Genomic DNA, 25,681 nt, shown 5'->3' with positions numbered 1-25,681 from the left:
CGGCTGATCCTGTGGTGACCGCCGCGTGCTTTCCTTTTTGCACGCGGGCCATGGGTGTCAGTCGACGCCCGGCCTTCCCTGTGCCCTCTCCTCCCGGGAGGGAACGACGGCAGACACATCTCGGGCGCCTTGCGCGCCGCGAGCCTGCGGACGGCTGCCGCATCGCAGTCCCGTCGGCAGGAAGAGAGATTTTCTCGCGACGAGACCGAATGAAGAACTTTCCTCTCCATCCCAGCCGATCTGCAAAATTGCGCGGGGTAACCGATCCTGCGAATGATCCGATTGACGTTTGCAGGCCGTGGATTTCAGGAGATCTTCGATGACATCGTCTTTCAACCGCTGGACGCGCGGATCGCGCCCCCTGAGGCTGGCCCGCCGCGGCGTGATGGTGATCGGCCTCGCGCTGCTCGGCGCACTCGCCGCGTCGCGCGCCGACGCCGCCGAGACGCTGCGCATCGGCTACCAGAAATCCTCGACCCTGATCGCGCTGCTCAAGACCAATGGCGATCTGGAGAAGGCGCTGGCGCCGCTCGACATCAAGGTGTCCTGGCACGAATTCTCCAGCGGCCTGCCGCTGCTCGAGGCCATCAACATCGGCAGCATCGATTTTGGCGCCGATGTCGCCGACACCGTGCCGGTGTTCGCGCAGGCTGCCGGCGCCAGGCTCGCTTATGTCGCGGAGGAGACCGCCTCGCCGTCGGCACAGGCGATCCTGGTCGCCACGTCCTCGCCGATCAAGTCGCTGGCCGACCTCAAGGGCAAGAAGATCGCGGTGACCAAGGGCGCCGGCAGCCACTATCTGCTGCTGTCGGCGCTCGCCAAGGCGGGCCTGTCCTTCAAGGACATCACCCCCGCCTATCTGCCGCCGGCCGACGGCCGCACCGCCTTCGTCAGCAACAATGTCGATGCCTGGGTGGCGTGGGATCCGTTCCTGTCGAGCACGATCCGGCAGTCGGGCGCGCGCGTGCTCGCCGACGGCAGCGACGGGCTCGCGAGCTACAAGCGCTATTATCTCGCCGCCGCCGATTATGCCGCCAAGCATGGCGATGCGCTCAATGTGATCTATGGCAGGCTGGTCGAGACCGGCAAATGGGTGAAGGCCAATCCAGCCGCCGCGGCGAGCCAGCTTGCGACGCTCTGGGGCATCGATGCCGCCACCGTCGAGGAGGCCAACAGCCACCGCTCCTACCAGGTCGGCCCGGTCAGCCCGGCCGGCCTGTCCGAGCAGCAGAAGATCGCCGACGCTTTTCTCGCCGAGCGCGTGCTGCCTGCGAAGGTGGACACATCCGCGTTGGCGATCTGGACACCGAAGGCGCCGTGAGCAAAGGAGATGCCGAGCATTGTGCTCCGCAATGAAGCGGAGCGCGAACGCCCGGCGACGAGCCTGAACGCAAGGAGACCACCGTGACTGCCCATCTTCCCCCGCCGACCGACCGCACCACCGAACATCCGGCGCATCGCATGTTCGTCGACCGCTGGTCGCCGCGCGGCTTCACCGACGAAGCGCTGCCCGAGACCGAGCTCCTGACCTTCATCGAGGCGGCGCGCTGGGCGCCCTCCTCGTACAATTCGCAGCCCTGGCGCTTCCTCTACGCGCTGCGCGGCTCGGCCGAATTCGACACCTTCCTGGCGCCGCTGATCGAGTTCAACCGCGGCTGGGCGCAGCATGCCGCCGCCCTGGTCTATGTGCTGTCGAAGAAGACCTTCATCCCGGCCGGCAAGACCGAGCCGGCGCCGACCCGCACGCATTCCTTCGATGCCGGCGCCGCCTGGGCCAACTTCGCCAACCAGGCCGCGTTGTCCGGCTGGGCCACCCACGGCATGAGCGGCTTCGACGTCGCCGCCGCGCAGGCCGCGCTCGGCGTACCCGACGGCTTCGCCGTGGAGATCGCGATCGCGGTCGGCCGCAAGGGCGACGGCGAGAAGCTGCCCGCCATGCTGAAGGAGCGCGAGAAGCCGAGCCCGCGGCTGGCGATTGCCGAAATCGCCGCAGCGGGCCTGTTCCCGAAGAGTTTTGGCGGCTGAGGTTCCGATCCCGGGGCGGCGTGACAATGTCGCCCCTGATGGACGTCGATCCGTGCTTGCAGCCATCCTTCGAGACGCCCGCCTCCGGCGGGCTCCTCAGGATGAGGGCGGAATTTGTGGCAACGGTGAATGCGGGAACGCCTCTCTCCACGCCTCAAACAATCGCCCCTCATGGTGAGGAGCGCCGCTCTGCGGCGCGTCTCGAACCATGAGGCCCCGCTGTTTCCCTCCGCCCCTGACGCCCGATGAAATCTGTGGCAGAAAGCAGGACCATCGTCAGACGAGAGCCGAGACCCGCATGCCGCCGCCGAAACCGCCAGCCTTCGAGACCCTGAGCCTGCATGCGGGCCAGCATCCGGATCCCGTGACCGGGGCCCGCGCGGTGCCGATCTACCAGACCACGTCCTACGTGTTCGACGACACCGAGCACGCCGCCGCCTTGTTCAATCTCGAGCGGGCCGGCCACATCTACACCCGCATCTCCAATCCCACGACAGCCGTGCTCGAGGAGCGGCTGGCGGCGCTCGAAGGCGGCGTCGGCGCGGTGTGCACCGCGAGCGGCCAGGCGGCGCTGCATCTGGCGATCGCCACCATCCTCAATGCCGGCGACCACATCGTGGCCTCCTCCTCGCTCTATGGCGGCACCATCAACCTGCTCGCGCACACGCTGCCGCGCTTCGGCATCACCACGAGCTTCGTGAAGCCGCGCGACCTCGACGGCTTCCGTGCCGCGATCAAGCCCAACACGCGGCTCGTGATCGGCGAGACGCTCGGCAATCCCGGCCTCGAAGTGCTCGACATCCCCAGGGTGTCGGCGATCGCGCACGCGGCCGGCATCCCGCTCCTGATCGACAACACCTTCGCCACGCCCTATCTCAGCCAGCCGATCGCGCAAGGCGCCGACATCGTGATGCATTCCGCGACCAAATGGCTCGGCGGCCATGGCATCGCGATCGGCGGCGCGCTGATCGATGGCGGCCGCTTCGACTGGCGGGCGTCCGGAAAATTCCCCGTGCTCACCGAGCCCTATGCCGGCTATCACGGCATCGTTTTCGACGAGCAGTTCGGCACCGCCGCCTTCATCATGCGCGCGCGCACCGAGGGGCTGCGCGATTTCGGCGCCTGCCTGTCGCCGACCAATGCGTTCCACCTGCTGCAGGGCGTCGAGACCCTGCATCTGCGCATGGAGCGCCACGTCGCGAACACGCGCGCGGTGCTGGAGGCGCTGACGACGAACAAGGCCGTCGACTGGGTGCTGCATCCGTCGCTGGAGACGCATCCGGACCACGCGCTCGCCAAGGAGCTGCTGCCGCGCGGCGCCGGCTCGATCGTCTCGTTCGGCATCAAGGGCGGTCGTCCGGCGGGACGCAAGTTCATCGAGAGCCTGAAGCTGATCAGCCATCTCGCCAATGTCGGCGACGCCAAGACGCTGGTGATCCATCCGGCCTCGACCACGCATCAGCAGATGGATGCGGCGCAGCTCGCCGCGGCGGGCATCGGCGAGGAGCTGATCCGGCTGTCGGTCGGCATCGAGGCCGCCTCCGACATCATCGACGATCTCGGGCAGGCGCTGCGCGCCTCGCAGAAGGTGTGAGCCATGCAGCTGTCCCTCGGCAATCGTGACGTCTTCGCCGCCACCGGCGGCCGCGCCTTCGCTTCCTCCCTCCCCGCCGTCGTCTTCGTGCATGGCGCCGGCTTCGACCATTCGGTCTGGGCGCTGCACAGCCGCTGGTTCGCGCATCATGGCTTTGCGGTGCTGGCGCCCGACCTGCCCGGCCATGGCCGCTCGGCGGGCCCGGCGCTGCCGACCATCGCCGACATGGCCGACTGGATCGTCGCGCTCCTGCAGGCGGTGAATGCCAAGCCCGCACATCTCATCGGCCATTCGATGGGATCGCTGATCGCGCTCGATGCGGCTGCGCGTCATCCGGATCGCGTCGCTGCGCTGAGCCTGATCGGCACCGCCGCTGCGATGACGGTCGGACCGGATCTCTTGAAGGCGGCCGGGGAAAACGATCACGCCGCGATCGACATGGTCTCGATCTGGGGTCTCGGTTTCGCGGCCGAGCTCGGCGGCAGCCGCGCGCCGGGACTGTGGATGCATGGCGGCGCGCAGGCGACGCTGGAGCGCTGCGCGCCCGGCGTCCTGTTCAACGATCTCTCCGCCTGCAACAGCTATCAGGACGCGCTCACGTCGGCCGCGCAGATCAAGGTCCCGACGCGGCTGATCCTCGGCGAGAAGGACATGATGACTCCGGTGAAGTCCGGCAAGGCGCTCGCGGCGGCGATCGCGCAATCGCGCACGATCGTGCTGCCTGGCGCCGGCCATACGATGATGGCGGAATGCCCGGATGCGCTGCTCGATGCATTGATCGATTAGTTCGTAGATCCTGTTCCGCGCCTGGATCGCGCCGGTGCCGCGACGTTTGCGCAGGTGAGAATTAGGAACGCGCTTTGGTGGGCTCGATTGGTGGTTGGTGAAACCTCAAGGAGCGCGACAATGCGGAAGACAATTCTCACATTCATGGCTGCGACCGTGATCGCGGCCGGCTCGTTCGGCGCAGCGTTCGCGCAGGGCGGCGGTGGAGGCGGTGGTGCAGGTGGTGGCGGCAGCGGCGGAGCCGGTGCCGGAGCCGGCGGTGCCGGCGCTGGCGGCGCCGGTGCAGGTGGTACGGGTGCTGGCGGTGCAGGTGCAGGTGGTACAGGGGCCGGTGGTACTGGCGCGAGTGGCGCCGGCACGGCCGGGGGATCCGGCGGCGGCTCGAGTGCGGGCGGCGCCGGTGGCGGCGGCGGACTGAGCCACGTCGAGCGCGGCGGCCAGGGTGCATCGAGCGCGCCCGGCATGCGCAACGAGACCACGCCGCCGTCGAACGGCGTGACCCCGCGGCGCTGACGAACCCATCATCGCAGCGGCCTCATGCATCGAGGCCGCTGCGACCTTCTGGCGCCATTGCGACCATGTGCCACCGATGAGGCGACGCGGTGACACGTTGTGGCGAAACCTTGCTCCCGATATCTGGAAAACAGAAAGGAGCAATGTCAATGGACCTGCGGAAACTCGTCCTGGCCGCCACGATCGGAACGCTGACACTTTCCCTCGCCACACCGCTGACGGCCGCGCCGCTGCTGCCGAGCCATCCGGCACCGGCGGCTTCATCCGGCGCCAACGGCCTGCATGCGGTCGCCTACCGCCACTGGCGCGGCGGCCACGACTGGCACCCCGGCCTCGGCCGCCATCATGGCTATCAGTACGGCTATCGTCCGCATCTCGAGAGCAAGGGCCCGCCCGTCCGCGCCGCCCTCGGCGCAAGCGGATTAAAGGGCAGCGCCATCGCCGACAGCCGCGCACAGGCAAGCGCCTCCGACATCGCCTGCGGGCAGCGCTACCGTTCCTACGATCCGCGCTCGCGCACCTATCTCGGCAAGGACGGCCGCCGCCATACGTGCCGCTAAGGCGGCGTCGCGCGCCATGCCGCGCGACAATCGGTCCACCCTGAAAACTGCAACCAACCGCCTGTCGTTCGGCTTGAGCAACACTAAAACCTACGGGAGACCTCAGATGATGACCTTCAAGGCCGCCGCGACCCTGGCCGTCGCCGGCGCGATCTCTCTGTCCACGCTGCAATCGGCCTCCGCCGGCCCGCTGACATCGCTGCCGGCAGCGGCAAGGCCGGCCGAGACCTCGCACACCGTCCAGGTCGGCTATCGCGGCTGGCATCATCATGGTGGCTGGGGCGGCGGTGCGGCGATCGGCGCGGGGCTGCTGGCCGGTGCCGCCATCGGATCGGCGATTGCCGCTCCCGGCTATTACGGCGGCTACGCGCCCTACCCGTATTACGGCTATGGCGGCTACCGCTATGCAAGCTTTCCGCATGGCCGTTATGACGGCTACTACCCGGTGCACGCCTATCGTCCCTATTACGGCGGCTATGGCTACAGCTACGCGCCGCGTCCCGTCTATCGCAGCTACGGCTACGTCCATCACCGTCCGTGGCGGCACAGCTATGGTTATTATCGCGGTCCCGGCTGGGGCCATCATCATGGCTGGCATGGCGGCCGGCATTTCGGGCATCGCCACGGCCATGGCGTGATCCGCACGCATCATCGCTGGTGATGCGCATGCCGGTGCGGGCTTCCGACCGTGCCCGCACCGGCAGCAGTTTTGACGGGCTCAGGAGCTCCCCGCGGCGGATGAGTAGTCGATGCGCGCCTGAATCATCTGACGATCGATCCGCGCCACCTCCGCCGCCGGAATCACATACTCGTCGTGATCCCGCCAGGCGAACACGACGAATGTCGCGAACGCCCCTATTGCGCCGAGCGCCACCATCCACCAGATGTGCCAGATCAGCGCGAACCCCATGACGGTGGCAAAGAACGCGCAGACGAATCCGGTGGGGGAGTTCTTTGGCAGCTCGATGTCCTGATAGTCCTTGTCCCGGACGTGAAGCTGCTGGCTTTTGGCGTTTTCCTTGATCTGCCAATACGCATCCTGCCCCGTCACATTCGGCAGCACCGCAAAGTTGAACACCGGTGGGGGCGATGAGGTGGCCCATTCCAGCGAGCGGCCGTCCCAGGGATCACCGGTCGTGTCGCGCAACAGCTCGCGGTCACGGATGCTAAAGGCCAGTTGGAGGATCTGCAGGATGACGCCGATCGCGAGCAGCGCCGTGCCGAACGTCGCTGCCGCCAGCCAGGGGCGCCACTCGGCGACGTCGTAATGCTGCATGCGACGAGTCATCCCGAGCAGGCCGACCACATAGAGCGGCATGAAGGTGATGTAAAAGCCGATCAAGGTGAACCAGAACGCCGCCTTCCCCCAGCTCTCGTAAAGACGGAAGCCGAACGCCTTGGGGAACCAGTAGGTGACGCCAGCGAACACCCCGAACAGCACGCCGCCGATGATCACGTTGTGGAAGTGGGCGACCAGGAACAGGCTGTTGTGCAGCAGGAAGTCCGCCGGCGGCACCGCGACGAGCACGCCGGTCAATCCGCCGATCATGAAGGTGATCATGAAGCCGACCGACCACAGCATCGGCGTCGTGAAGCGCACCCGACCGCCATACATCGTGAACAGCCAGTTGTAGATCTTCACGCCGGTCGGCACCGCGATGATCATGCTGGCAATGCCGAAGATCGCGTTGACGTCAGGCCCGGCCCCCATCGTGAAGAAATGGTGCAGCCAGACCATGAAGGAGACGACGCAGATCGCCATCGTCGCCAGCACCATCGAGCGATAGCCGAACAGCGATTTGCTCGAGAACGTCGCGACCACCTCGGAATAGATGCCGAACGCCGGCAGAACCAGGATGTAGACCTCGGGATGTCCCCAGGCCCAGATCAGGTTCATGAACATCATCATGTTGCCGCCAGCCTCGTTGGTGAAGAAGTGGAAGCCGAAATAGCGGTCGAGCATCAGCATCGTCAGTGTCGCCGTGAGGATCGGAAATGCCGCGACGATCAGGAGATTGGACGCGAGCGTGGTCCAGCAGAACATCGGCATGCGCAGATAGCTCATGCCGCGCGTCCGCAGTTTCAGCACCGTCGTGACCAGATTGATCCCGGAGACCAGCGTTCCGACGCCCGATATCTCCAGCGCCCAGATGTAATAGTCCACTCCCACGCCAGGCGAGTATGTGAGCTCCGACAGTGGCGGGAACGGCAGCCAACCGGTGCGGGCGAACTCGCCGACGACGAGCGAGACATTGACGAGCAGCGCCCCCGTCGCCGTCAGCCAGAAGCCGACCGAATTCAGCGTCGGGAATGCGACGTCACGGACGCCGAGCTGCAGCGGCACCACGAGGTTCATCAATCCGATCACGAACGGCATCGCCACGAAAAAGATCATGATCGTGCCGTGCGCCGAGAAGATCTGGTTGTAGTGCTCCGGCGGCAGATAGCCGTTGGAATGGAACGCAAATGCCTGCTGCGTGCGCATCATGATCGCATCCGTGCCGCCGCGGATCAGCATCACGAAGGCCAGCAGAATGTACATCACACCGATCCGCTTGTGATCGACGCTCGTGATCCATTCATGCCAGAGGTAGGGGAAGTACCCTTTGGCGAACACCCAGACCACAACGCCCAGGATCACCAGCAGCACGATGCCGGCAGCGACGAGCGGAATCGGCTGGCCGAACGGAATGGCCGACCATGTGAGCTTGCCGAGCATGACGCCTCCCCGTCAGCGACGCGCGCGAGCCCGCGGCGCCGGTTGCCGACCTCGTCCACGTGCGATCAGCAGCAGAGCGAGGCCGCCAACTCCCACCGCAAGACCGATCTTGCTCAGCTGTCCGGCCGGCGGCAGCTTCTTGCGGCCGAGCCAGCCGCCGCTCACGGCGGTGCCCGCGGCAATCGGCGCAAGCACAGCCCCTTGGCTGCGGGGCGCTCCCTTGGCGCGCGCGAGCAGGAAGCGGACCGCCGTGCTCATCAGCCGCTCCGTGGGCCAGCGAGCCAGCGCGTAGGATACCTGACCCAGCCGCGCCGGCCAGCCGACAGCGACCTCGTCGCGGGGCGCGTGAATCAATTGCACGAACGTCTCGGCGACATCCTCGGGACGGTACAGCAGCGGCCCGGGATCGAGAGTCCGGCCGGACATGTTCGCGCCGTGCACGAAGCCCGGCGTGTCGACCATCGCCGGAAACACGCTGCAGACATGGATGTCCTTGTGGGCCGCAAGCTCCTGGCGCAGGCTCGCGGAGAAGCCGCGCAGGCCGAACTTGCTCGCAGTGTAGGCCGCCGCGAACGGTGTTGGCGCCCAGCCGCCGAGCGAGATGTTGTTGATCAGCGTTCCCCGCCGCTGGCGCAGGAACAAAGGCAGCACCGCATAGGCGCCGTTCATGGTGCCCAAAAGATTGACCTCGATGGTCTTTCGATGGAGCGCCAGGTCGGCGTCCTGATAGGCGCCGAACACGCCGGTGCCCGCGTTGTTGATCCAGACGTCGATGCCACCGAAGCTCTGCACCGCCTGTTCCGCCAGGCGCTTCACGGCATCAGCATCGGTGACGTCGGTGCCCACCGCGATCGCGCGCGCACCGAGCGTCTCGCACTCGGCGGCGAGGTCCTTCAGCACAGTCTCGCGCCTGGCGGCCAGAGCCAGGCTCGCCCCCTCCCGCGCCAGAGCAAGGGCCGTGGCGCGGCCGATGCCGCTGGACGCACCGGTGACGACGACGCGCGTTCCCTTCAGGTCCTGGATCAATCGCCGGGCCTCGGGCGAGCCATCCAGCAGCCAGCCCAGCGCGCGCCGAAGCTGCGTGGTGCCACCCGCCTCGAACCAGCGGCCATGGGCAAAAATGACGCGTTCTGGCGCCAGTGCAATCAGCCGCGCCGCGGCGAGTTGCACGGCGCGGCCGCCGAGGCGCAGCAGCCATCGCAGAAAGGCCGGAGCCTTGCCGTCGGGCGCGGTCATCCCAAGCAGACGAGCGGCCGCCCGAGGCAGGACGCCAAGCCCCTCAGGCGACAGGTTCTGCACGAGATCGGTGAGGATCAGCGTCCGGGTCGGTCTGTGGAACACGGCCACTTCACTGAACAGGGGCGCGGTGATGAGCACGAGCTGAAGATCTTCGGACCATTCGTCCGGCGTGACGTCTGTCAGTTCGCGATCGATACGCAGACCACTGCGACGAACCCGCTGACGCTCGCTCAGGCCGGGAGCGGCGTAGACACGAGCGATCGGCAAGGCCGCCTGCCAATCCGGCAGGAACATCCAATGTGCCACATTGGGAGCCAGCAGATATCTGATCGGTCCGAGCCGCTCCAGTTCCTCGCGCAGCCCGTCCGAAAAGCGTGTTGGAGAATGCAGCAGCAGATCGCCGCTCGCCAGGCGGATCACGGTCATGCGGACCGGCAGTGGCAGGCCAGCCGCCCTGATCCGACCGGCGTCGACGATCCAGATGTTGTCCGCGACCGGCCGCAGATGGCCGACGGTGCGAGGCTGAGTTGTCTGATCCATGAGAGGTCCGCCGACGATGTGCCCGTCAACAAACCTTCTCAACCCGGCAAGGTTTCAATCGGCTGCGCAGAAGTTCCCTGTCCGCGCCTCCGGTCTGTGCCGCATCGCGTCCTGGTACGGAGCGTATCACTTCAGATAGCTGGCGAGATTCAGGCTCTGGATCTTGGAAATGGCGGTGTAGGACGCCGTGAGCTGGGCTTGGTAGGTCGACAATTGTGCGGTCACGGCGGCAACATCGACGCTCGTCAGATCCGTCGCGAGACTCTCCGCATAGCTCTTGAAGTCCGTCTGCTGCGATTTGGCACTCTCGATCCGAGACGCGGAATCGGACAGCTTGGCCTGCACGGTGGCGACGTCGTCAACGGCCTGGTCGGCAAGGTCCAGGGCGGAGCTGAGATCGGACGTGGACAGGGAGGAGCTGTTTGCGACGAATTTCAGGACGCGCATCACCTCCTCGAAGGCGGAATTGTCCGCCGTCACACCGTAGGTCACCGACTGGCCATCGGAGACGCGGACCGAGGCGAGCTCGCTGTCGCCCTGGTAATAGCTCGTGTCGACCGTGCTCAAGGAGCCGGTTCCCGTCGCAAAGGACGACGAATCCACGGCTGCGGTCGAGGTCCGCGCCCCGCCGAACACATATTGCCCGTCATATTGGGTGTTCAAGATACCGGCCATCTGCTCCAGCAGCTGCTGCGCGGAGCTGATGGCGGACGTCGTGCCCGTGCTGGTGCCGGAACTCGCCGCGCTGAGCGCGGTGCGCAGCTGGGTGACGACGTCGGACACCTGGCCGACCGCGGAATACATGACCTGCACCTTGCTGTCAGCCAGGGTCGCGGCGTCGATATAGGATTGCGCGCGGGTCACGGACACCTGCAGATTGACGACGTGCTGGGTGTCGGCGCCGTAGTCCGCGAGGTACTCCGATTTCAGCCCGGACGCCTCCTGCACCTGAAGCGTGGCCATCGTCGCCTGCGTCCGCAGCGCGCTCGTGATCATCTGGTCGGAGTTCGCAAAGGTCGCGATCCGCATCATCATGAGATCGGCTCCGGGCTAGGTCGACTGCACGGCCGTGAGCAGCGACGAGAACATGCTGTTGACGACCGCAATCAGCTGCGAGGCGGCGGCGTATTTGTTTTGCAGCGAGCTCAGCCGCGCCGTCTCCTCGTCGACGTTGACGCCCGACTGCGACGACAGCGAGCTCGCATAGCTCGACTGCGCCGTCGATTTGGCTGTATAGTCACTCGAGGCCTGAGACGCCTTGCTGGCGACGTTGGCGACGATCGCCGCAGCATAGTCCGCGAAGGACCCGGTCGTGGCGCTCAGCCCGCCTGCCGCCTTGAAGCTGGTCGATCCGGTCAGCTTGTCATAAAGCGCGTTGATGACCGTCGCCGATCCGGACGTCAGGACCTGGCTTCCCGACGTCAAGCTTGCCGAGCTGTCGAGCGTTCCGGTCGGCAGCCCCGCACTCCCGCTCAGAATGCTCTTGTTGACGGCGAAATCGGCTGCACTGCTCCCGGTGACGAGATCGTTGATGCCGAAATACCCCGAAAAGTCGGTTCCGCCGAGACTGCTCGTCATGTCGTTCACCGCGACGCCATTTCCCGTGGCGGTGGCCGTCAGCGCGAGGTGGCCGTTCGAATCGATCGAGGCGGTGACGCCGATGTTCTTGGCATTGATGTCGGCGACGAGATCGCCGACGGTCGAGTAGCCCGAGAGGTCGAAATCATAGGACGAGGCCAGATTGCCGCTCTGGTCGACCGCCGCAATCCGGACCGTTCCCGAGGCCGACAGCCCGGTGGTGCTGCTGACGCTCGCCGTTCCGGTCAGAGTGGTCGGCGGCGGCACTGCGGATGCCCCCTCGGTGATTCCGTTCAGCGCAGATTTGAGCTGCGACGCCAGCTGGTCGAGCTGGGTCTGCACCGCGGGCAGCGTGTCGTCGCGCAACGTGATCAGCGAACCGATCTTCCCCGACGTGATCTGCGAGCTGACGTCGACGCCGTCGACCATGATGCCACTGAAGCTCGACGATGCCGAGATGTTGGCCGACGCTGTATAGCTCAGCGTATGCGCCGAGCTGTCGACGAGTGCGCGTCCCGACGACGTGTAGACCTGGAGATCCCCGTTGGACGCCGTGTAATAGCTCACGTTCATATACGAGGACAGATCCTGCAGCGCGGAGTTGCGCTCGTCCTCCAGGTCCGCAGTCGATTGACCGGACGCGGCCATCTTGCGGATCTCGACGTTAAGGTCGGAGATCTGCTTGAGATCGTCGTTGACGCTCTGGACCGACGACGCGATATCCTTGTCGGCATTGCCGCGCAAGGTCTGCACGCTGCTCGACGTGCTGCGCAGCTGGCTGGCGAAATCGTCGAGCGCGCTGACGGCGGCCGATTGCAGCGAGACGCTGCTCGGCGAGCTGGCCAGCGACGACAATGCGCTTTCGAGCGAGGCGAGCGAATTGGCCAGCGACGTGCCGGTGGTCGACGTGCCGGAGGTCGAGGCGCTGCCGAACAGCTGTTGCAGCTGGGTCAGGTAGCTGTTGGTCGTATCGGCCGCGCCGAGATCGGAATTGGCCGCGATCAGCGACTTCAGCAGCAGCTTGTCGACATTGCTGGAAATGCCGGTAATCGATACTCCGGTTCCGATACCTCCCGTGACGTCGGCGACTTGATCGGCCGTCTTCTGGGTGTAGCCCTTGGTGTCGGCGTTCGAAATGTTCGACGACGCCACGCTGATCTGCAGCTCCGTGGTGGAGATGCCGGTAAACGCCACCAGACGCGCTATATCGAGCGACATCGCCCTGCCCCCGTCGTTCCGTCACGCCCTGACATTGGTTCCGCACGAGGTCGGCCGCGCGGTGCGGCGGCCGCTCGCACCATAGGGCGACGCGCTCGCGATCTGCTCCCGAATGGCCTGCATCACCGCCTCGATCCGGCGATTGCTCGCCTCGATGGCGGCGCGCAGACGCACGAGGTTCTCGTCCATCGCGCTGCGCAGATTGAAGATATGCTCCATCAGCTGCTCGCGCAGGATGCGGTCGCGCACGTTCAGGCTTGCCGTGTGTCTGGCGCATTCGGCCACGCGCTGCTCGAACAACCCGGCGAGCCGGTTCTTGTCGTCGAGCTGCTTGGATCGCGAGGCCGGCAGGCCCTTGGCGAGTTCCATGTTCTCCTCGGAGACGACCGCGATCAACTCATCGATCAGCGCGATCAGGGTCCGCACGTCGTCCTCGCTCGCGGCGCGCTGCTCAGCCTGGACTGCCTGCTTCATGTCTTCATCCTCGATCTCAATGCTCACGCTGCGGTCCGCGACTGGCCTGCGCGACCCGCGCATAGGTGTTCAATGCCGTCACCCGGACGGCGGCGATGCGGAACTCCTCCTCGAGCTGCGCGCATTCGCGCAGCAGCTTGCGGCGGACCGTCTCGATGTCGTCCATCAGCGCCAGCAGCTGGGCGCGATCGTCCCTGCCCGCCGCCGCCGTGCGCAGCTTGAGCCGGCGCAGCTTCTTGAGCAGCGCCTCGCCCTCGCCGGGTCGCTCCTTCTTCAGTTCGGCCATGGTCACCTCATCGACGAGATCAAGGTGTCGTACATCTTGTTCACCGCCGAGATCACCTGAGACGCTGCGGAATAGGCCTGCTGGGCCGAGATCATGTTGCTGAACTGGCCGGTGGTATCGGTCGTGCTGGACTCCAGCTCGCTGCCGTAGATGGTGCCGGCGCCATTCTCCCCCGAGGCCTGCAGCGTCGCGTTGCCGGAGGTGGCCGTCGACGTGTACATGCCGTTGCTGTGCGCCACGAGGCCGTTCGGATCGGCGAAGGTCGCAACCGCGAGCTTGTAGATCGGAACCGTCTGACCGTTCGAATAGGTCGCCTCGACCAGCCCGTTCTTGCCGACCGCGATGCTGCTCAGCGTTCCGAACGAGATGCCGTCGGAATTGGCGCTGAAGTTCGAGACGCTCGGCGTCGTGCTGCCGGACGACAGCTGGGTCAGGCCGTCGGTACCGCCGCCCGTGGTTCCGAAGTTGAGCGTGATCGAGCTTGCTGCCGCGCCATTGTTCCAGGTGATGCCGAGATTTGTCGAGGAGACCGTGTTGAGCGAACCGTCCGAGTTGAAGTCGATCGTGTAGCTGCCGCTCGTCACCGTGCCGTCCGAGGCCGTCGCCGGCGCGACATCGGCGGTCCATTCGTTCGCCGTCGAGCTCTTGGTCCAGGTGACGTTGAGCGTGTGCGACTGGCCGAGCGAATCGTACACCGTCATCGAGCTGCTGAAGGTGTCGCCGCTCGCCGCATCGGCCGGCAGATTGGCCGCGAGCGATGTCTTGGTGGTCGCGCCGCCATTGGTCAACGCGACCTTGGTATTGACAGGCTCTAGGCCGCTGCCGACGACATTCCCGCTGGCATCGGTGCGCCAGCCCTCGAGATAATAGCCGTTGTTCTCGAGGTAGCCGGCATTGTCGGTCGTGAACGCGCCATTACGGGTGTAGAACGTTTCGCCGCCGGCCGCCGTCGAGCTGGTCGCGACGAAGAAGCCCGAGCCTTGGATGGCGACGTCGGTCGCGTTGGTCGTTGCCGCAAGCAGGCCCTGCTGGGTGATGTTGGAGCGGCCGGAGACCGACACGCCTCCGGACGAATAGGCTTTCGAGCTGCTCGACGCCGTCACCAGCTGCTCGAACAGGCCGGACGTGGTCTTGTACCCGGTCGTGTCGGCGTTGGAGATGTTGTCGCTGATCATGGCGAGCGAGGAGCTCTGCGCGTTGAGCGCCGAGATCGCCGATGAGAGGGCTCCGGAAAGACTCATTCTTGTACTCCGAATGACAGGGTCAGGAAGTGACGCCGATGATGTCGCTGGCGCTGACCGAAACGCCGTTGACGGTCAACGCGGGCGTGCTGGTCGACGTGTCGATCCCGGTCACCGTCCCGGTGACCGTCGTGTAGTTCAGAACGGACGTTCCGGCCGAGTCGGTCGCCGTGACGGAAATCGTGTACTGGCCGCCGTCGCTCAGCTGGTTGCCGCTGGAATCCTTGCCGTCCCAGGTGATGGAGTTGGCGCCCTTGTTGCCGGTACCGGTACCGGTCCAGACCGTGGTGCCGGACGAGTCCTTGATCGAGATCGAGACGTTCGATGCGGCCGACGACAGCGAATAGCCGAAGGTGGCCGAGCCATTGGACAGCAGCGCGGTGTCACTCTTGGCTTCGACGGTATGGCCGATATAGTTGACGGAGTTGAGCGTCACCAGGCTCGAGAACGAGCCGGCGAGAGAGTTCATGCTGGTGTTGAGCGACTGCTGCGACGTGTAGTTGGCGTAGGACGTCATCTGATTGATGAAGTCGGTGACACTGGTCGCATTGAGCGGATCCTGATTCTGCAGCTCGCTCACGAGCAGCTGGAGAAAGTCGGTCGAGCTCAGCGTCGTGCGCGAGTCGCTGGACGACGATGTCGAGGATGTCGAGGTCGCGGTCGACGAACTCGTCGCGGTAATGGTCATGGCAGAACTCCGGCTCTCGCCGCGAGCGGCGGCGGGACGTCACGACCACAGGGGTCATGAAGGCGTTTGCTGATCAAACGGCCGGAACAGCGAATCCAGGCGCACAATTAGTTGGAGGAATTAGTTGATCCTGCGGCAGAATTTGCCGCCGCGCGTCGGGCTGAGCCGGCAAAAAACGCCTGGTCCAGGGGCAGATCCGACCAGGGCGACCTTAGCGCCCATGCGGCCGACGATGGATCAGTTTCGAGGAGAGTTGCGCGAGCGTCAGGCGCGACACCCGCGACGGAATGATCGGCGCCGGCACGGCCTTGGGTCTCGCGGCGACCGTCGCCGGACCAGCCGAGGCTTCGTCAATCTCGGACGTCAGCCAGGATGGTGGGCGTCGGCAGGCGCTGCAGCCGCCTCGTCGGCGGTCGAACGGCTGGCCGCGGCCAGAATGCGGGCAGTGAGGCCCGCGGGTGCACGAACCGGGGGTGTCGACAGCGCTTCGCGAACGACGCGGGCCTTCGACAACAGTTCGTTCGCGGCGGCAGACGATACGAGCAGGTCGGCTGCCGCCTGACGCTGCTCAGCGGGCCAGCAGGACAGGTCCTCGCCCAGGCGATCGATCAGATCCTCAAATTCGCCGACGTCCATCGTCCGCCCACCCAGCGTTGCCATGCTCCTCTTAAAGCATTCAGCGGGCAAACGAAATTGATATCGGCCGGTTGTGACCAACGACCGCGAGGCGAGGCTGAAAAGCCCGTAGAATCCGGGAGCCATGTGCACGGCACGCGGCATCGGCTACCGCCGGACGAAGCAATGCAGGCTGTTTCTGTTCAATTTCCGGAGGTTTCCGCAGCGCAGCAGCGTTCGATTCGCCAAGCCTATCGGCGCTTGGCCGAATCACCCGGCGCGCGTGCGCCCCGCGCAGCCGCATCGACGGACTCCCATGCGGAGCGCAGTTCGAGCAGGCTTTCGGTGATTCGCTGGAAGTTCTCGCGCATCCGCGGACGGCCATAGGCCCGCAGGGCCGCCATGATCAGCGCGTTGTAGGTCGAGAACAGGCCGTCGGCCACGGCCCCGCCCCTGACGGGATCGAGGTGAAGGCTGAGCCCACGCAGGATCGCGGTCGCCTTGGTCAGATGCGCATGCGCCTCCTCGAAGCGGCGGGCCTCCTGGGCATGGAGACATTTCTGCAGGCAGGTCACGGCCCCGTTGAGCAGCATGATCACGGCGCGCAGCGGCGGCACCGCCACGGCAGCACCACGATAAGCCTGGCTGGCCAATTGCGCCATCGAACTCTGGGTCATCAGTTACTCGAACTCTGGTTGAGGAGTGCTTTCAGATAGGTGAGCGTATTGTTGGCGCTCTCGATCGCAGCCTGATACTTGGCATATTGCGCCGTGAGCTGGGTCTGGAACGTCGTCGCCGCGCTGTTAATGTCGTTCACCTTGGACTGCATCGTCTCGTCCTGGGCGGTCAGATTGTCGATCAGCGTCTGCAGCGAGCCGGTGCTGGCGGAAGCCGTCTTCGCAAGCTGGTAGATCTGCGTGGCGAGACCCTGGGTCGAGGTCACCGTGATCGACTGCGAGGTCGACCCCGAGTAGGTGAAGGCCATGCCGGCGTAGATCGTACCGGAGTTGCCCACGATGGTATTGCCACTGATCGTGAACAGCGAGCTGTCGCCGCCGACCGAGGCGGCCGTGAGGCTGCCCGACGAATCCACCGTGAGATCGAGCGTGAAGGATTGCGGCGAGGTGCCGGTGTTGACGACGCTGAGCTGGCTCGACGAGGTCGAGGTCTGGGCCGACAACAGCGTCGTCACGCCGCTCAGATTGGTGCTGAGGATCGTCGACAGCGTGCCGGTGTCGAGCTCCAGCTCGTTCTTCTCGTTGAACGACAAACCGAGATCGGCCATCGTCAGACCGCCGACCGAGGTTCCCAGCACATCCTGGAGCGAGTTCATGATCTGGCGCATGGTGCCGTCGCCGAACAGCACCGCGCTGGACGCGGCCGTGCCGTCGGAATTGGTCGTCTGCTGCGCCAGAACGGCATCGCGGAACGCGTTATAGTTGGTAACGAAGGTCTGCAGTGCCGATGAGATCTGGCTGGTGTCAGTGCCGATGCTGACGTTGAGCGTGGTCCCCGACGGCGTCGCCTGCAGCAGGTCAAACGTCACGCCGCTGAGCACGTCGGTGATGTCGTTGGTGTTGCGCGTAAGGCTGATGCCGTCGAGAGTGAACTGGGCGTCCTGCGCGGTCTGCAGCACGTTGGAGAAGGCGCCCGAGCTGTCGGTGACGCCGAGCTTGTTGAGGATGTCGTCGCCCGACGAGCTGGAATAGGTGATGTCGGCCGCGTCCTCGGTGCCCGTGAGCACCAGCTGATACGATCCGCTCGACACCTGGACGATCGACGCCTCGACATTGGTCGTCGAGGTCTGCGCGTTGATCGCGCTGACCACGTCCTGCAAGGTCATGTCGCTGGTGACACTGATATCCACCGTGCTGCCGCCGGACAGGCCGAGGGAGAATGTGCCGGAATAGCCGAGCGCAGTGGTCTGGCTGGATTGTGCGGTGCCCGTCACCTTCTGGGCCGTTGCGATCTGGCTGATGGTCAGCGTATGGCTGCCGGTCGCAGCACCGTTGTTGACCGACATCGACAACGCCGAGGACGCGCTGACGTCGCCAGTCGCGCTGATCGTGGCCGAGCGCGTCGCGAATACGTTGGTGGCGAGCGAATTCACGACGGCGGTCGCGAGCGATGACAGTCCCGACGACAGCGTCTTCAGCGAGGTCTGCAGCGTCTGATAGGCCGTGATCTTGGCCTCGTTCGCCGTGATCTTGGTCGAGATCTGCGTCGCCTGGGAAAGCTTGGCATTGACTGCGGACTGGATCAAGGCGGTCCAGTCGATCGTGCTGGTCGTGCTCGTTCCCGAGGTCGTGAGCGAGCTGCCGGAGCTCGTCGACGAAGAGGACGACGAGGTCGTGCTGCTCGAGCTCGAGGTCGCGCTGCTGACGGTCATTCGTCGACGTCCTCCAAGAAAGACGCCGGACCGGCGTCGCGCCGGTCCGGCAGACCAGGGTTCAGCCCAGCAGCTTCAGCAGGTACTGCGGGATCTGGTTGGCGGCGGCTTCAGCCGACACCGCGGCCTGGGTCTTCACCTGCGCCGACGACAGCTTCGCCTGCTCGGAGGCGATATCGACGTCCTTGATCGCCGAATTGGCCGACTGGAGGTTCTGCGACTGCGTCGAGATCGAGTCGGCCGAGAAGTTGAAGCGCGACTCCTGGGCACCGATGTCGGCGCGCGCCGCGGAAACGCTGCTGATCGCCGTGTCGAGCGTCGTCAGCGCCGCCGAGGCGCCGGTCTGGGTGCTGACGTCGAGGGTCGAGACACCGAGCGCGGTCGAGGTCAGGCTCGACAGCTTGATCTGGATCACGTCCGTGCTGTTGGAGCCGACCAGCACGTTCACGCCGGTCGAGAACGAGCTGGAGCCGTCGAGCAGGCTCGTCCCGGAATAGCGCGTACCGGACGCGATCGAATCGATTTCGGAGGTCAGCTGCGAGAATTCGGACTGGATGTAGCTGCGGCTGCTCGAATCGACGGTGGTGCCCGAGGCCGACTCCGACGCCAGCGACTTCATGCGGGCCAGAATGTCGCTGATGTTGGAGGCGCCGCCGTCGGCGGTCTGCAGGATCGAGGTCGCCTGCGATGCGTTGGTGGCCGCCTGCTGCAGCGTGGTGATGTCGGAGGAGATGCGGGTGGAGATCGCGAGACCCGCGGCGTCGTCGGAGGCGGACGTGATGCGCGAGCCGCTCGACAGCTTGGAGAGCGAGCTCGTCTCCTGCGAGGAGTTGATGTTCAGATAGCGGACGGCCGAGTTGGCGGCGACGTTGGTTGAAATTGCGGGCACGGTGAGGACTCCTGGGTGATCGGCGGAACACGCCGCATCGTGGAAGGACTGACGGTGCGGATCAGCCCCGTCTGACCGATCAAACGGAGGCGCCTGCGGGAATCAGGCGGCGATTCTCAGAGCCGGGAATGTTATGGTTAGCGGTCGGTAAAAGCGCCGCGGATGTCGCGCTCGTGCCGGCGCAGCATCTCGCGCAGGTGCTGGCGGCCGCGCTTCAGCAGCGACTCCACGGCCGCGACCGTCGTGTCCATCACCTCGGCGATCTCGCCGTTGCTCATGTTCTCATGATAGGACAGGATCACGGCCACACGCTGCTGCTCGGGCAGCCGCTGCATCGCGGCTTCGAGAATGTCGCTCATCTCGGCCCGCTCGATCACGCTCACGGCGTCGGGCTTTCCGTCCGCGATCTCGGGAACCACGTCGACGTTCTCGGTGCGCGGCTTGCGGCGCAGGTCGATGCAGCGGTTGCTCACGACGCGATAGAGCCAGGTCGAGAACTTCGCGCGACCGTGCTGCCAACGACCGCGATGGGTCCAGACCTTCAGCATCGTGTCCTGCACGACGTCTTCGGCGTCGGCGGCACTTCCGACGATGCGCAGCGCGATCGCATACGCCCGGTCGATGTGCCGCTCGACCAGCAGGCGGAAGGCGGTCTCGTCACCTGTCGCGAGACGATCGAGCAACTCGGCATCCTCGTCGAAGACGACAGCCTCATTCGGCGGCGTGCAGTCGGGAACGGTGCTGACGGTCTCGCTCCACGGCACCGTTGCAACGTCCGGCGACGCAGGCTCCTTCGACAACACGCCATCGGCCGGGGCAAAGACGTCCAGCGCGTAGCTCATTTCCGAATCTCCAACCCGCAATGCCGCAAGCGCAGTTCGCAGACGGCTTCCGATCGTTGAACGCTGCGACCGATCCGATCAGGCGGAGATTTTTCGTTATTTCTCAGAGACTTACATGGATCTTTTTGCCTAGACCCCGGCAAATTCTGCCGCACGAGGATTCCGAGATGACGGATCGAGATGAAGGAAGGGCCGCTGGTCGGCATGTCAGGGTTTCATTCCGGGAGACGAATTCAGCAGACAACGCAGCTGCAACGCTTACTCACACCGCCCCAACACCGGATCGGACGCAGGCACACGGATCCGGTTGCGCGCGATCCGGAACACCCGCCGGACGATCAGGACACCCGGCAAATTTTTCCGAATCACTCCGATGAAACTATCTCATTTTTCGAATCTGTCAGTTCTCGCAGACGCAGTTTTCGACTCTCGCGACGATTTTTTGCAAGTTCGTGCGCCTGATTTCGCGAACTCATACGTCTTAGTTGTTAGTAACGAAAATTTTTGAGGCGAACGACATGACATGTCGGGCGCGACGATCGCGTTCGTGCATTTCTGAATGTTTCAGGCTGACATGATGCCCGCGTAGCAAGCGCTTCGGCACGATCGGGCTGCCATCATCGATAGCAGGAGATTCACGCTCGTTCCGATGTCCTCATCGACGTTTTCAGCATCGATCGCGATGCGTCGGCGAACGACGCGAACGACAGTCTCTACATCGCCGCTGCGCCGACCTCCATGTCGAGACAAACCGCTGCAACATTCAGACACGAAACGCGCGCGCTCCTTGTCCAGATACAAATCACAATCGTCGGTTCCGATACTCGCGCGATCGACCGCGCCTGATTGACCGTCGTGCTCCGTTTGATTGAGCAGGAGGACCCGGCATGAGGCGACGACCTGCCAACATGATCGACGAGGACGCGGCGCAGATGTTGCGCGCCGAAGGCATCAGGCTCGGCGAGCGACAAGAGCGCCGGCTGCGCTGGCTGAAGCAGACGTTCGGACCGCTGGTTCGATGGGGCGACGCCCCGTCGGCTCGAAGCGGACGCACCGTCATCGTCATCGATCCGCCGACTGGCGCAGGTGCCGAGCTTCTCTACGGCTCGCTCACCCCGGATGACGCCGTCGTGATTCCGTTCGGCGAGAATCCCGCGTTCGATTTTCTCAAATCGAAACTGACCGGGTTCGGAACAGTCGGAGCTTGCGTCGACGGGCCGCACGAATTGTGGTGGGGCGGCCTGTCCTGGCAGCTGCCCGAGACGGCACCGTCCTTCGACGCCCGCGTCGTGTGCTGTCACCCGAGCACGGTCGGCGACCTGCACATCTATCATCTGAGGCGCTCGCTGCAGCGCCTCGGGCTGGCATTCGAGCTCGTGCCGATCGAGACGCGTCGGCCGGACGCCGTCAGCGCGGCTGAGAAGGCGAGCTTCATCCAGCGCATGTGGCGACAGCACGCATCCCCGCTGCTGTTCGTCGATGCCGGCGTGATGCTGCAATCCGTCCCGTCCCTTCCGCTGCTCGCCGACTGTGACTTCGCGGTTCACAAGTGGAACGGCTGGGAGATGTCCGCCCGGGCGCTCTACTTCGGCCGGTCGCACGCGGCCGAGATGCTGCTGTCGGTCTGGGGTGAGATCGCGTCGTCCTATCCCGACGTCTGGGATGGCTATCTCATCGACCAGGCATGGAGCACCGTGTCGTCACAGCTGCCGCTCGATACGGTCTGGCTTCCACGCTCCTACCACACGATCGCTGGCGAGCACGGCGCCGGAAACGCCGCGATCGTGCACAATCTCAAGCCGACGGCCGCCGATCTCGGGCCAGACCCGGATTTCGCAGAGATGGTCCGGCCTGCTCGGCGCGCGGGCCGAGCAGGTCCACGCGATCCCCTGCTGATCCTGCAATCGGATGAGTCCCGCGACGGGGCGATCACGGTGATCGTGCGCGACGAAGGCAGCGACGCGCGGCACGCAGCGGCGCGCATCGAGGCGCTGGCCAGCGCCTTCGCGCATGATGATGGCGGCTTCTCGCGCCTCGAGATCTCGCTCTGCCCGTGGCAGCAGGATGTCCGGGTCGTCCAGGAAGCCGCGCTCCTCGCCGACCATCAGGTGATGGTGGTCGCGCCGGGACAACAGCTCAGGCCGGACCTGTTCCGTGCTCTCGCCGCCGCGGAGACATCGTGGCAGCCGACGAATATCGATGCCTCCCCGCGCTGAACTCAAACCGGACCCGTACCATGCTCGAGACGATCATCCTTCTCACCGGCAGCCGTGATCAACAGCTGGCCCTGACCGAGCTCCTCAAGGCGCACAATCCCGCGCTGTCGTTCCGCTACGCCGTGACGTTGCAGGAACTCGAGGCGATCGGCCCGGACGTGCTCGCCAAGTCCCGCCTGCTGGCCTTCACCACGGGCGTGATCGTTGCTCCCGAGATCCTTCACGCCCTCGGCCACGGCGCCTATAACTTCCACCCGGCGCCCCCTGAATATCCGGGCTGGGCGCCGGCTCATTTCGCCATGTACGACGGCGCGCGAAGCTTCGGCGCGACGGCTCATGTGATGGAGCCGCGTGTCGATTGCGGAGCGATCGTCGGCGTCGAAAGCTTCGACATCCCTGACGGTGTCGACGTCCGTGGCCTGGAGCAGATGGCGTTCGTGCGTCTCGCCTATCTGTTCTGGCGCATGTCGCGCGATCTCGCCTGCGAGCCCGCCCCGCTGCCGGTTCTCCCGTTCGCCTGGAGCGGACACAAGAGCACGAAGCAGATGTATGCCGCGATGTGCGACATGCCGGCCGATATCGATGCCGCCGAGATGAAGCGCCGCATCAGAGCGTTCCACGACGACGTCCGCGGCATTCCGCTCACCGTGACGCTGCACGGCCAACGCTTTCGGCTGGACGGCGCGGCGTGCGTTTCTGCGCCCGTCGCGCTGGACGCGCCCGCGCTGGCGATGGCGTCATGAACGACTGATCCTTCCAAGAACCAGCGCTCGATTGACCTGACCACCGACTAGCGCTTCAACGGCTCGATCACCGCCGGATCGAGCCGCGTCTCCCAGCCGTGACGCGCGAGTTCGGGATCGTCGTGCTCCTCCTCCGGCCAGCCGACGCAGAGATAGGCGATCAACTTCCAGTCGGATGGCAGCTCGAGCTGCCGGCACGCGGCCGCGGGATCGAGGATCGACACCCAGCCGACGCCGAGCCCCTCGGCGCGCGCCGCCAGCCAGAATGTCTGGATCGCGGCCACCACCGAGTAATGCAAGGTCTCCGGCATCGTGACACGGCCGAGACGGTGACCGGTCGCAGCGCCCTCGTCGGCGCAGACGACGAGGTGGACCGGCGCCTGCGTGAGACCTTCCAACTTCAAGCCCGCATAGAGCGCGCGACGCTCACCATCGTAGCCCGCAAGCGCCGACTGATTGGCCGACTTGAAATTCTCGATGATCGCCGCGCGTCGGGCAGCGCTCTCGACCAGCACGAAGCGCCAGGGCTGGCAGAAGCCGACCGACGGCGCGTGGGAGGCGAGAGCGAGCAGTTGAGCGATCAGCTCCGGCTTGACCGGATCGCTGCGAAAGCGCCTGACGTCGCGGCGCCAGCGCACCAGCTCGGCAAAGCGCGCCCTGAAGGACGCATCGAAACTCGGCGGCGCGGGCTTGGCGATGCTCATGCGCTCTCTCCGCTCAGCACATGCAGGAACGAACCGGTGACGGTGCCCCGCCGCGCGCCACGCTCGGCGGCCGCGCGTCCCGCAGCGTCAAGACAGTCGATCAGGGGCTCGTCGCCCTCTTGCAGGATCGTCGCATAGTGGAACTCGTGACCGTAGACCACCGCGCCTTTCGTGCCGAGACTGCAATCGGCCAGCAGAGCGGCTCGGCGATAGCCGAGATGCAGGCGGCGCTTGGCGAATGACGTCTCCAGCGCCAGCAGTCCAGCCATGGCGTGGCGCGTGCCCTGGGCGTCCTCCAATCCGGTCCCCAGGGTCATGTAGCCGCCGCACTCGCCGTGGATCGGAACGCCGCGCGCGGCCATCGCGCGCAAGCCCTGTAGGAACGATCCTGCCGAGGCCAGCCGCCCCGCATGCAATTCGGGATAGCCGCCCGGCAGCCACACCGCATCCGCTGAGGGATCGGGAGCCTCATCGTTCAACGGCGAGAACGGGACGAGTTCGGCGCCCTCGTCGCGCCAATGCCGCGCGAGATGCGGATAGTTGAACGAGAACGCGGCGTCGGATGCCAATGCGATGCGCTGGCCTGGCGGGCCGATGCCGAACTGGCATCGTCCGGCGGACGTCTCGGCGGAGCGCATCGCGCGCGCCACGGCAAGCACGGCATCGAGATCGACCGAGGTGGCGATCTGCGCGGCCAGCCGGTCGAGATGCTCCTCGATCGTGCTGATCTCCTGGGCCTGCACCAGGCCGAGATGGCGTTCTGGCAACGTCAAGTGCGGGTCGCGCGCGAGCGCGCCCAGCACGTCGATCCCGACCGCTTCGAAAGCCGGCGCAATCAGTGCCCGGTGTCGCTCGCTCGCGACCTGATTGAGGATCACGCCGGCCACCGTCACATCGTCGCGGAAGCGCGCGCAGCCGAGCGCAACGGCGGCTGCCGTCTCGGTCTGCCCGCTCACATCGAGCACCAGTACCACCGGCCAGCCGAGCAGCGCCGCGAGATCCGCGGCCGAGCCGCGGGCCGCGCGGCCCGGGCTTGGCGCGCCGTCGAACAGGCCCATCACGCCTTCGACGATGGCGACATCGGCGTCGGCGGCGACGCCCGCGACCAGCCCCGTGAGCTGCGAGGCCGACATCGCCCAACTGTCGAGATTGTAGCTCGTCCGCTGCGCCGCGACCGAGTGAAAGGCGAGATCGATGTAGTCGGGACCGCATTTGAACGGCTGCACGCGCAGGCCCCGGCGGACGAGCGCCCGCAGCAGCCCGAGCGTGACCGTCGTCTTCCCCGCCCCCGACCGCGGGGCCGCGATGATGACTCCCTTGGGCGCGGTCACGGTCATGGCCGCAGCACCGCCGCGGGACGGCAAAATATGCTATGCGATCGGCCATGATGGGACCGACGGATCCGCCGAACCGACCGCTCAAGCGTGGCTGGACCACCGGCAGCTGCGCGACCGCGGCCGCGCGGGCCGCCTATGAGCTGCTGATCACCGGCGATTGCCCCGACATGGTCGAGATCGGCCTGCCCGGCGGACGCCGCGTCGGCTTCTCCGTGGCCATGCACGAGACGCACGATGCGAGCGCAACCGCAGGAGTGGTGAAAGATGCCGGTGACGATCCCGACGTCACGCATGGCGCGCTGATCAAGGCGACGGTGCAAATCGGCGCAGGCGGAACCGGCATCGTCTTCCGCGCCGGTCCCGGCGTCGGCACCGTCACCCGCCCCGGCCTGCCGCTGCCGCCGGGCGAGCCCGCGATCAATCCCGTGCCGCGCGAGATGATTGCCGCGGCGATCAGCGAGGCCGCCACCTCGCTCGGTGCGCGG

Annotated in this window: 25 protein-coding genes; 10 read left to right on the top strand and 15 right to left on the bottom strand. The window is 65.7% G+C overall.

Annotated features, from left to right (window positions below; translation table 11 throughout):
* Window positions 1-319: 319 nt before the first annotated feature.
* The 7 genes from BRAS3809_RS13455 (at window position 320) to BRAS3809_RS13425 (ending at window position 6,139) form a co-directional block, all read left to right on the top strand.
* On the top strand, window positions 320-1,321 hold the full coding sequence (locus tag BRAS3809_RS13455) for an aliphatic sulfonate ABC transporter substrate-binding protein (RefSeq protein ID WP_008962646.1): 1,002 nt from the start codon (window positions 320-322) through the stop codon (window positions 1,319-1,321).
* A gap of 83 nt (window positions 1,322-1,404) precedes the next feature.
* Entirely contained in the window at window positions 1,405-2,025 is a 621-nt protein-coding gene (locus BRAS3809_RS13450; protein ID WP_008962645.1) for a nitroreductase family protein, read from the top strand.
* Between the two features lie 298 nt (window positions 2,026-2,323).
* Complete coding sequence (locus BRAS3809_RS13445; protein WP_008962644.1) at window positions 2,324-3,619, top strand: O-acetylhomoserine aminocarboxypropyltransferase; 1,296 nt, start codon at window positions 2,324-2,326, stop codon at window positions 3,617-3,619.
* Window positions 3,620-3,622: 3 nt separating this feature from the next.
* On the top strand, window positions 3,623-4,405 hold the full coding sequence (locus tag BRAS3809_RS13440) for an alpha/beta fold hydrolase (RefSeq protein WP_008962643.1): 783 nt from the start codon (window positions 3,623-3,625) through the stop codon (window positions 4,403-4,405).
* Between the two features lie 120 nt (window positions 4,406-4,525).
* Window positions 4,526-4,918 carry a hypothetical protein gene (locus tag BRAS3809_RS35815; RefSeq protein ID WP_139017351.1) on the top strand — a complete coding sequence of 131 codons (393 nt, stop codon included), beginning with the start codon at window positions 4,526-4,528 and terminating at the stop codon, window positions 4,916-4,918.
* A 149-nt stretch (window positions 4,919-5,067) separates the two neighbouring features.
* Window positions 5,068-5,478, top strand: coding sequence for a BA14K family protein (locus tag BRAS3809_RS13430; protein ID WP_008962641.1), 411 nt, complete (start codon window positions 5,068-5,070; stop codon window positions 5,476-5,478).
* Between the two features lie 106 nt (window positions 5,479-5,584).
* Window positions 5,585-6,139, top strand: coding sequence for a hypothetical protein (locus tag BRAS3809_RS13425; protein WP_008962640.1), 555 nt, complete (start codon window positions 5,585-5,587; stop codon window positions 6,137-6,139).
* Between the two features lie 57 nt (window positions 6,140-6,196).
* Here the strand turns inward: BRAS3809_RS13425 and cyoB are convergent, their stop codons facing one another.
* The 13 genes from cyoB to BRAS3809_RS13360 form a co-directional block, all read right to left on the bottom strand.
* A complete protein-coding gene (cyoB, locus tag BRAS3809_RS13420; RefSeq protein WP_008962639.1) occupies window positions 6,197-8,197 on the bottom strand; it encodes a cytochrome o ubiquinol oxidase subunit I in 2,001 nt (666 codons plus the stop codon).
* A 12-nt stretch (window positions 8,198-8,209) separates the two neighbouring features.
* Window positions 8,210-9,976, bottom strand: coding sequence for an SDR family oxidoreductase (locus BRAS3809_RS13415; protein WP_008962638.1), 1,767 nt, complete (start codon window positions 9,974-9,976; stop codon window positions 8,210-8,212).
* Window positions 9,977-10,102: 126 nt separating this feature from the next.
* Entirely contained in the window at window positions 10,103-11,011 is a 909-nt protein-coding gene (locus BRAS3809_RS13410) for a flagellin (protein WP_008962637.1), read from the bottom strand.
* 15 nt (window positions 11,012-11,026) lie between these two features.
* The gene (flgK, locus tag BRAS3809_RS13405) at window positions 11,027-12,772 is read right to left on the bottom strand and encodes a flagellar hook-associated protein FlgK (protein ID WP_008962636.1); all 1,746 of its coding nucleotides are present in this window, start codon (window positions 12,770-12,772) and stop codon (window positions 11,027-11,029) included.
* A 21-nt stretch (window positions 12,773-12,793) separates the two neighbouring features.
* Window positions 12,794-13,246 (bottom strand): hypothetical protein, encoded by a 453-nt coding sequence (locus BRAS3809_RS13400; RefSeq protein WP_008962635.1) that lies wholly within the window; start codon window positions 13,244-13,246, stop codon window positions 12,794-12,796.
* A 16-nt stretch (window positions 13,247-13,262) separates the two neighbouring features.
* Window positions 13,263-13,532, bottom strand: a complete 270-nt coding sequence (locus BRAS3809_RS13395) for a hypothetical protein (protein WP_008962634.1) — start codon at window positions 13,530-13,532, stop codon at window positions 13,263-13,265.
* Between the two features lie 2 nt (window positions 13,533-13,534).
* The gene (gene flgE / locus BRAS3809_RS13390; protein ID WP_008962633.1) at window positions 13,535-14,773 is read right to left on the bottom strand and encodes a flagellar hook protein FlgE; all 1,239 of its coding nucleotides are present in this window, start codon (window positions 14,771-14,773) and stop codon (window positions 13,535-13,537) included.
* Between the two features lie 22 nt (window positions 14,774-14,795).
* On the bottom strand, window positions 14,796-15,461 hold the full coding sequence (locus tag BRAS3809_RS13385) for a flagellar hook assembly protein FlgD (protein WP_008962632.1): 666 nt from the start codon (window positions 15,459-15,461) through the stop codon (window positions 14,796-14,798).
* A 363-nt stretch (window positions 15,462-15,824) separates the two neighbouring features.
* On the bottom strand, window positions 15,825-16,121 hold the full coding sequence (locus BRAS3809_RS13380; RefSeq protein WP_008962631.1) for a hypothetical protein: 297 nt from the start codon (window positions 16,119-16,121) through the stop codon (window positions 15,825-15,827).
* A gap of 206 nt (window positions 16,122-16,327) precedes the next feature.
* A complete protein-coding gene (locus BRAS3809_RS13375) occupies window positions 16,328-16,753 on the bottom strand; it encodes a flagellar export chaperone FliS (protein WP_008962630.1) in 426 nt (141 codons plus the stop codon).
* On the bottom strand, window positions 16,753-18,465 hold the full coding sequence (gene fliD, locus BRAS3809_RS13370; protein WP_008962629.1) for a flagellar filament capping protein FliD: 1,713 nt from the start codon (window positions 18,463-18,465) through the stop codon (window positions 16,753-16,755). The genes BRAS3809_RS13375 and fliD overlap by 1 nt, the downstream gene beginning before the upstream one ends.
* Before the next feature lie 61 nt (window positions 18,466-18,526).
* A complete protein-coding gene (locus BRAS3809_RS13365) occupies window positions 18,527-19,354 on the bottom strand; it encodes a flagellin (RefSeq protein WP_008962628.1) in 828 nt (275 codons plus the stop codon).
* 137 nt (window positions 19,355-19,491) lie between these two features.
* The gene (locus tag BRAS3809_RS13360) at window positions 19,492-20,196 is read right to left on the bottom strand and encodes an RNA polymerase sigma factor (protein WP_008962627.1); all 705 of its coding nucleotides are present in this window, start codon (window positions 20,194-20,196) and stop codon (window positions 19,492-19,494) included.
* Between the two features lie 887 nt (window positions 20,197-21,083).
* On the opposite strand from BRAS3809_RS13360, the gene BRAS3809_RS13355 reads away from it, so the two are divergent.
* Both BRAS3809_RS13355 and BRAS3809_RS13350 read left to right on the top strand, forming a co-directional pair.
* Window positions 21,084-22,412, top strand: coding sequence for a hypothetical protein (locus BRAS3809_RS13355; protein ID WP_008962626.1), 1,329 nt, complete (start codon window positions 21,084-21,086; stop codon window positions 22,410-22,412).
* A 20-nt stretch (window positions 22,413-22,432) separates the two neighbouring features.
* Window positions 22,433-23,155 carry a formyltransferase family protein gene (locus BRAS3809_RS13350; protein ID WP_008962625.1) on the top strand — a complete coding sequence of 241 codons (723 nt, stop codon included), beginning with the start codon at window positions 22,433-22,435 and terminating at the stop codon, window positions 23,153-23,155.
* Between the two features lie 47 nt (window positions 23,156-23,202).
* Here the strand turns inward: BRAS3809_RS13350 and bluB are convergent, their stop codons facing one another.
* Entirely contained in the window at window positions 23,203-23,859 is a 657-nt protein-coding gene (bluB, locus tag BRAS3809_RS13345) for a 5,6-dimethylbenzimidazole synthase (RefSeq protein WP_008962624.1), read from the bottom strand.
* Window positions 23,856-25,196 (bottom strand): cobyrinic acid a,c-diamide synthase CobB, encoded by a 1,341-nt coding sequence (locus BRAS3809_RS13340; protein ID WP_008962623.1) that lies wholly within the window; start codon window positions 25,194-25,196, stop codon window positions 23,856-23,858. Before BRAS3809_RS13340 ends, bluB begins: the two co-directional genes overlap by 4 nt.
* A 35-nt stretch (window positions 25,197-25,231) precedes the next feature.
* On the opposite strand from BRAS3809_RS13340, the gene BRAS3809_RS13335 reads away from it, so the two are divergent.
* Window positions 25,232-25,681 (top strand): cobalt-precorrin-5B (C(1))-methyltransferase (locus BRAS3809_RS13335; RefSeq protein ID WP_035656253.1); only part of this gene is annotated, 450 nt, incomplete at its 3' end.

Source organism: Bradyrhizobium sp. STM 3809, assembly GCF_000239795.1.
Taxonomy (GTDB): Bacteria; Pseudomonadota; Alphaproteobacteria; order Rhizobiales; family Xanthobacteraceae; genus Bradyrhizobium.
Note: the sequence above shows the minus strand (reverse complement) of the source record. Positions and strands in the feature narration are given on the sequence as shown.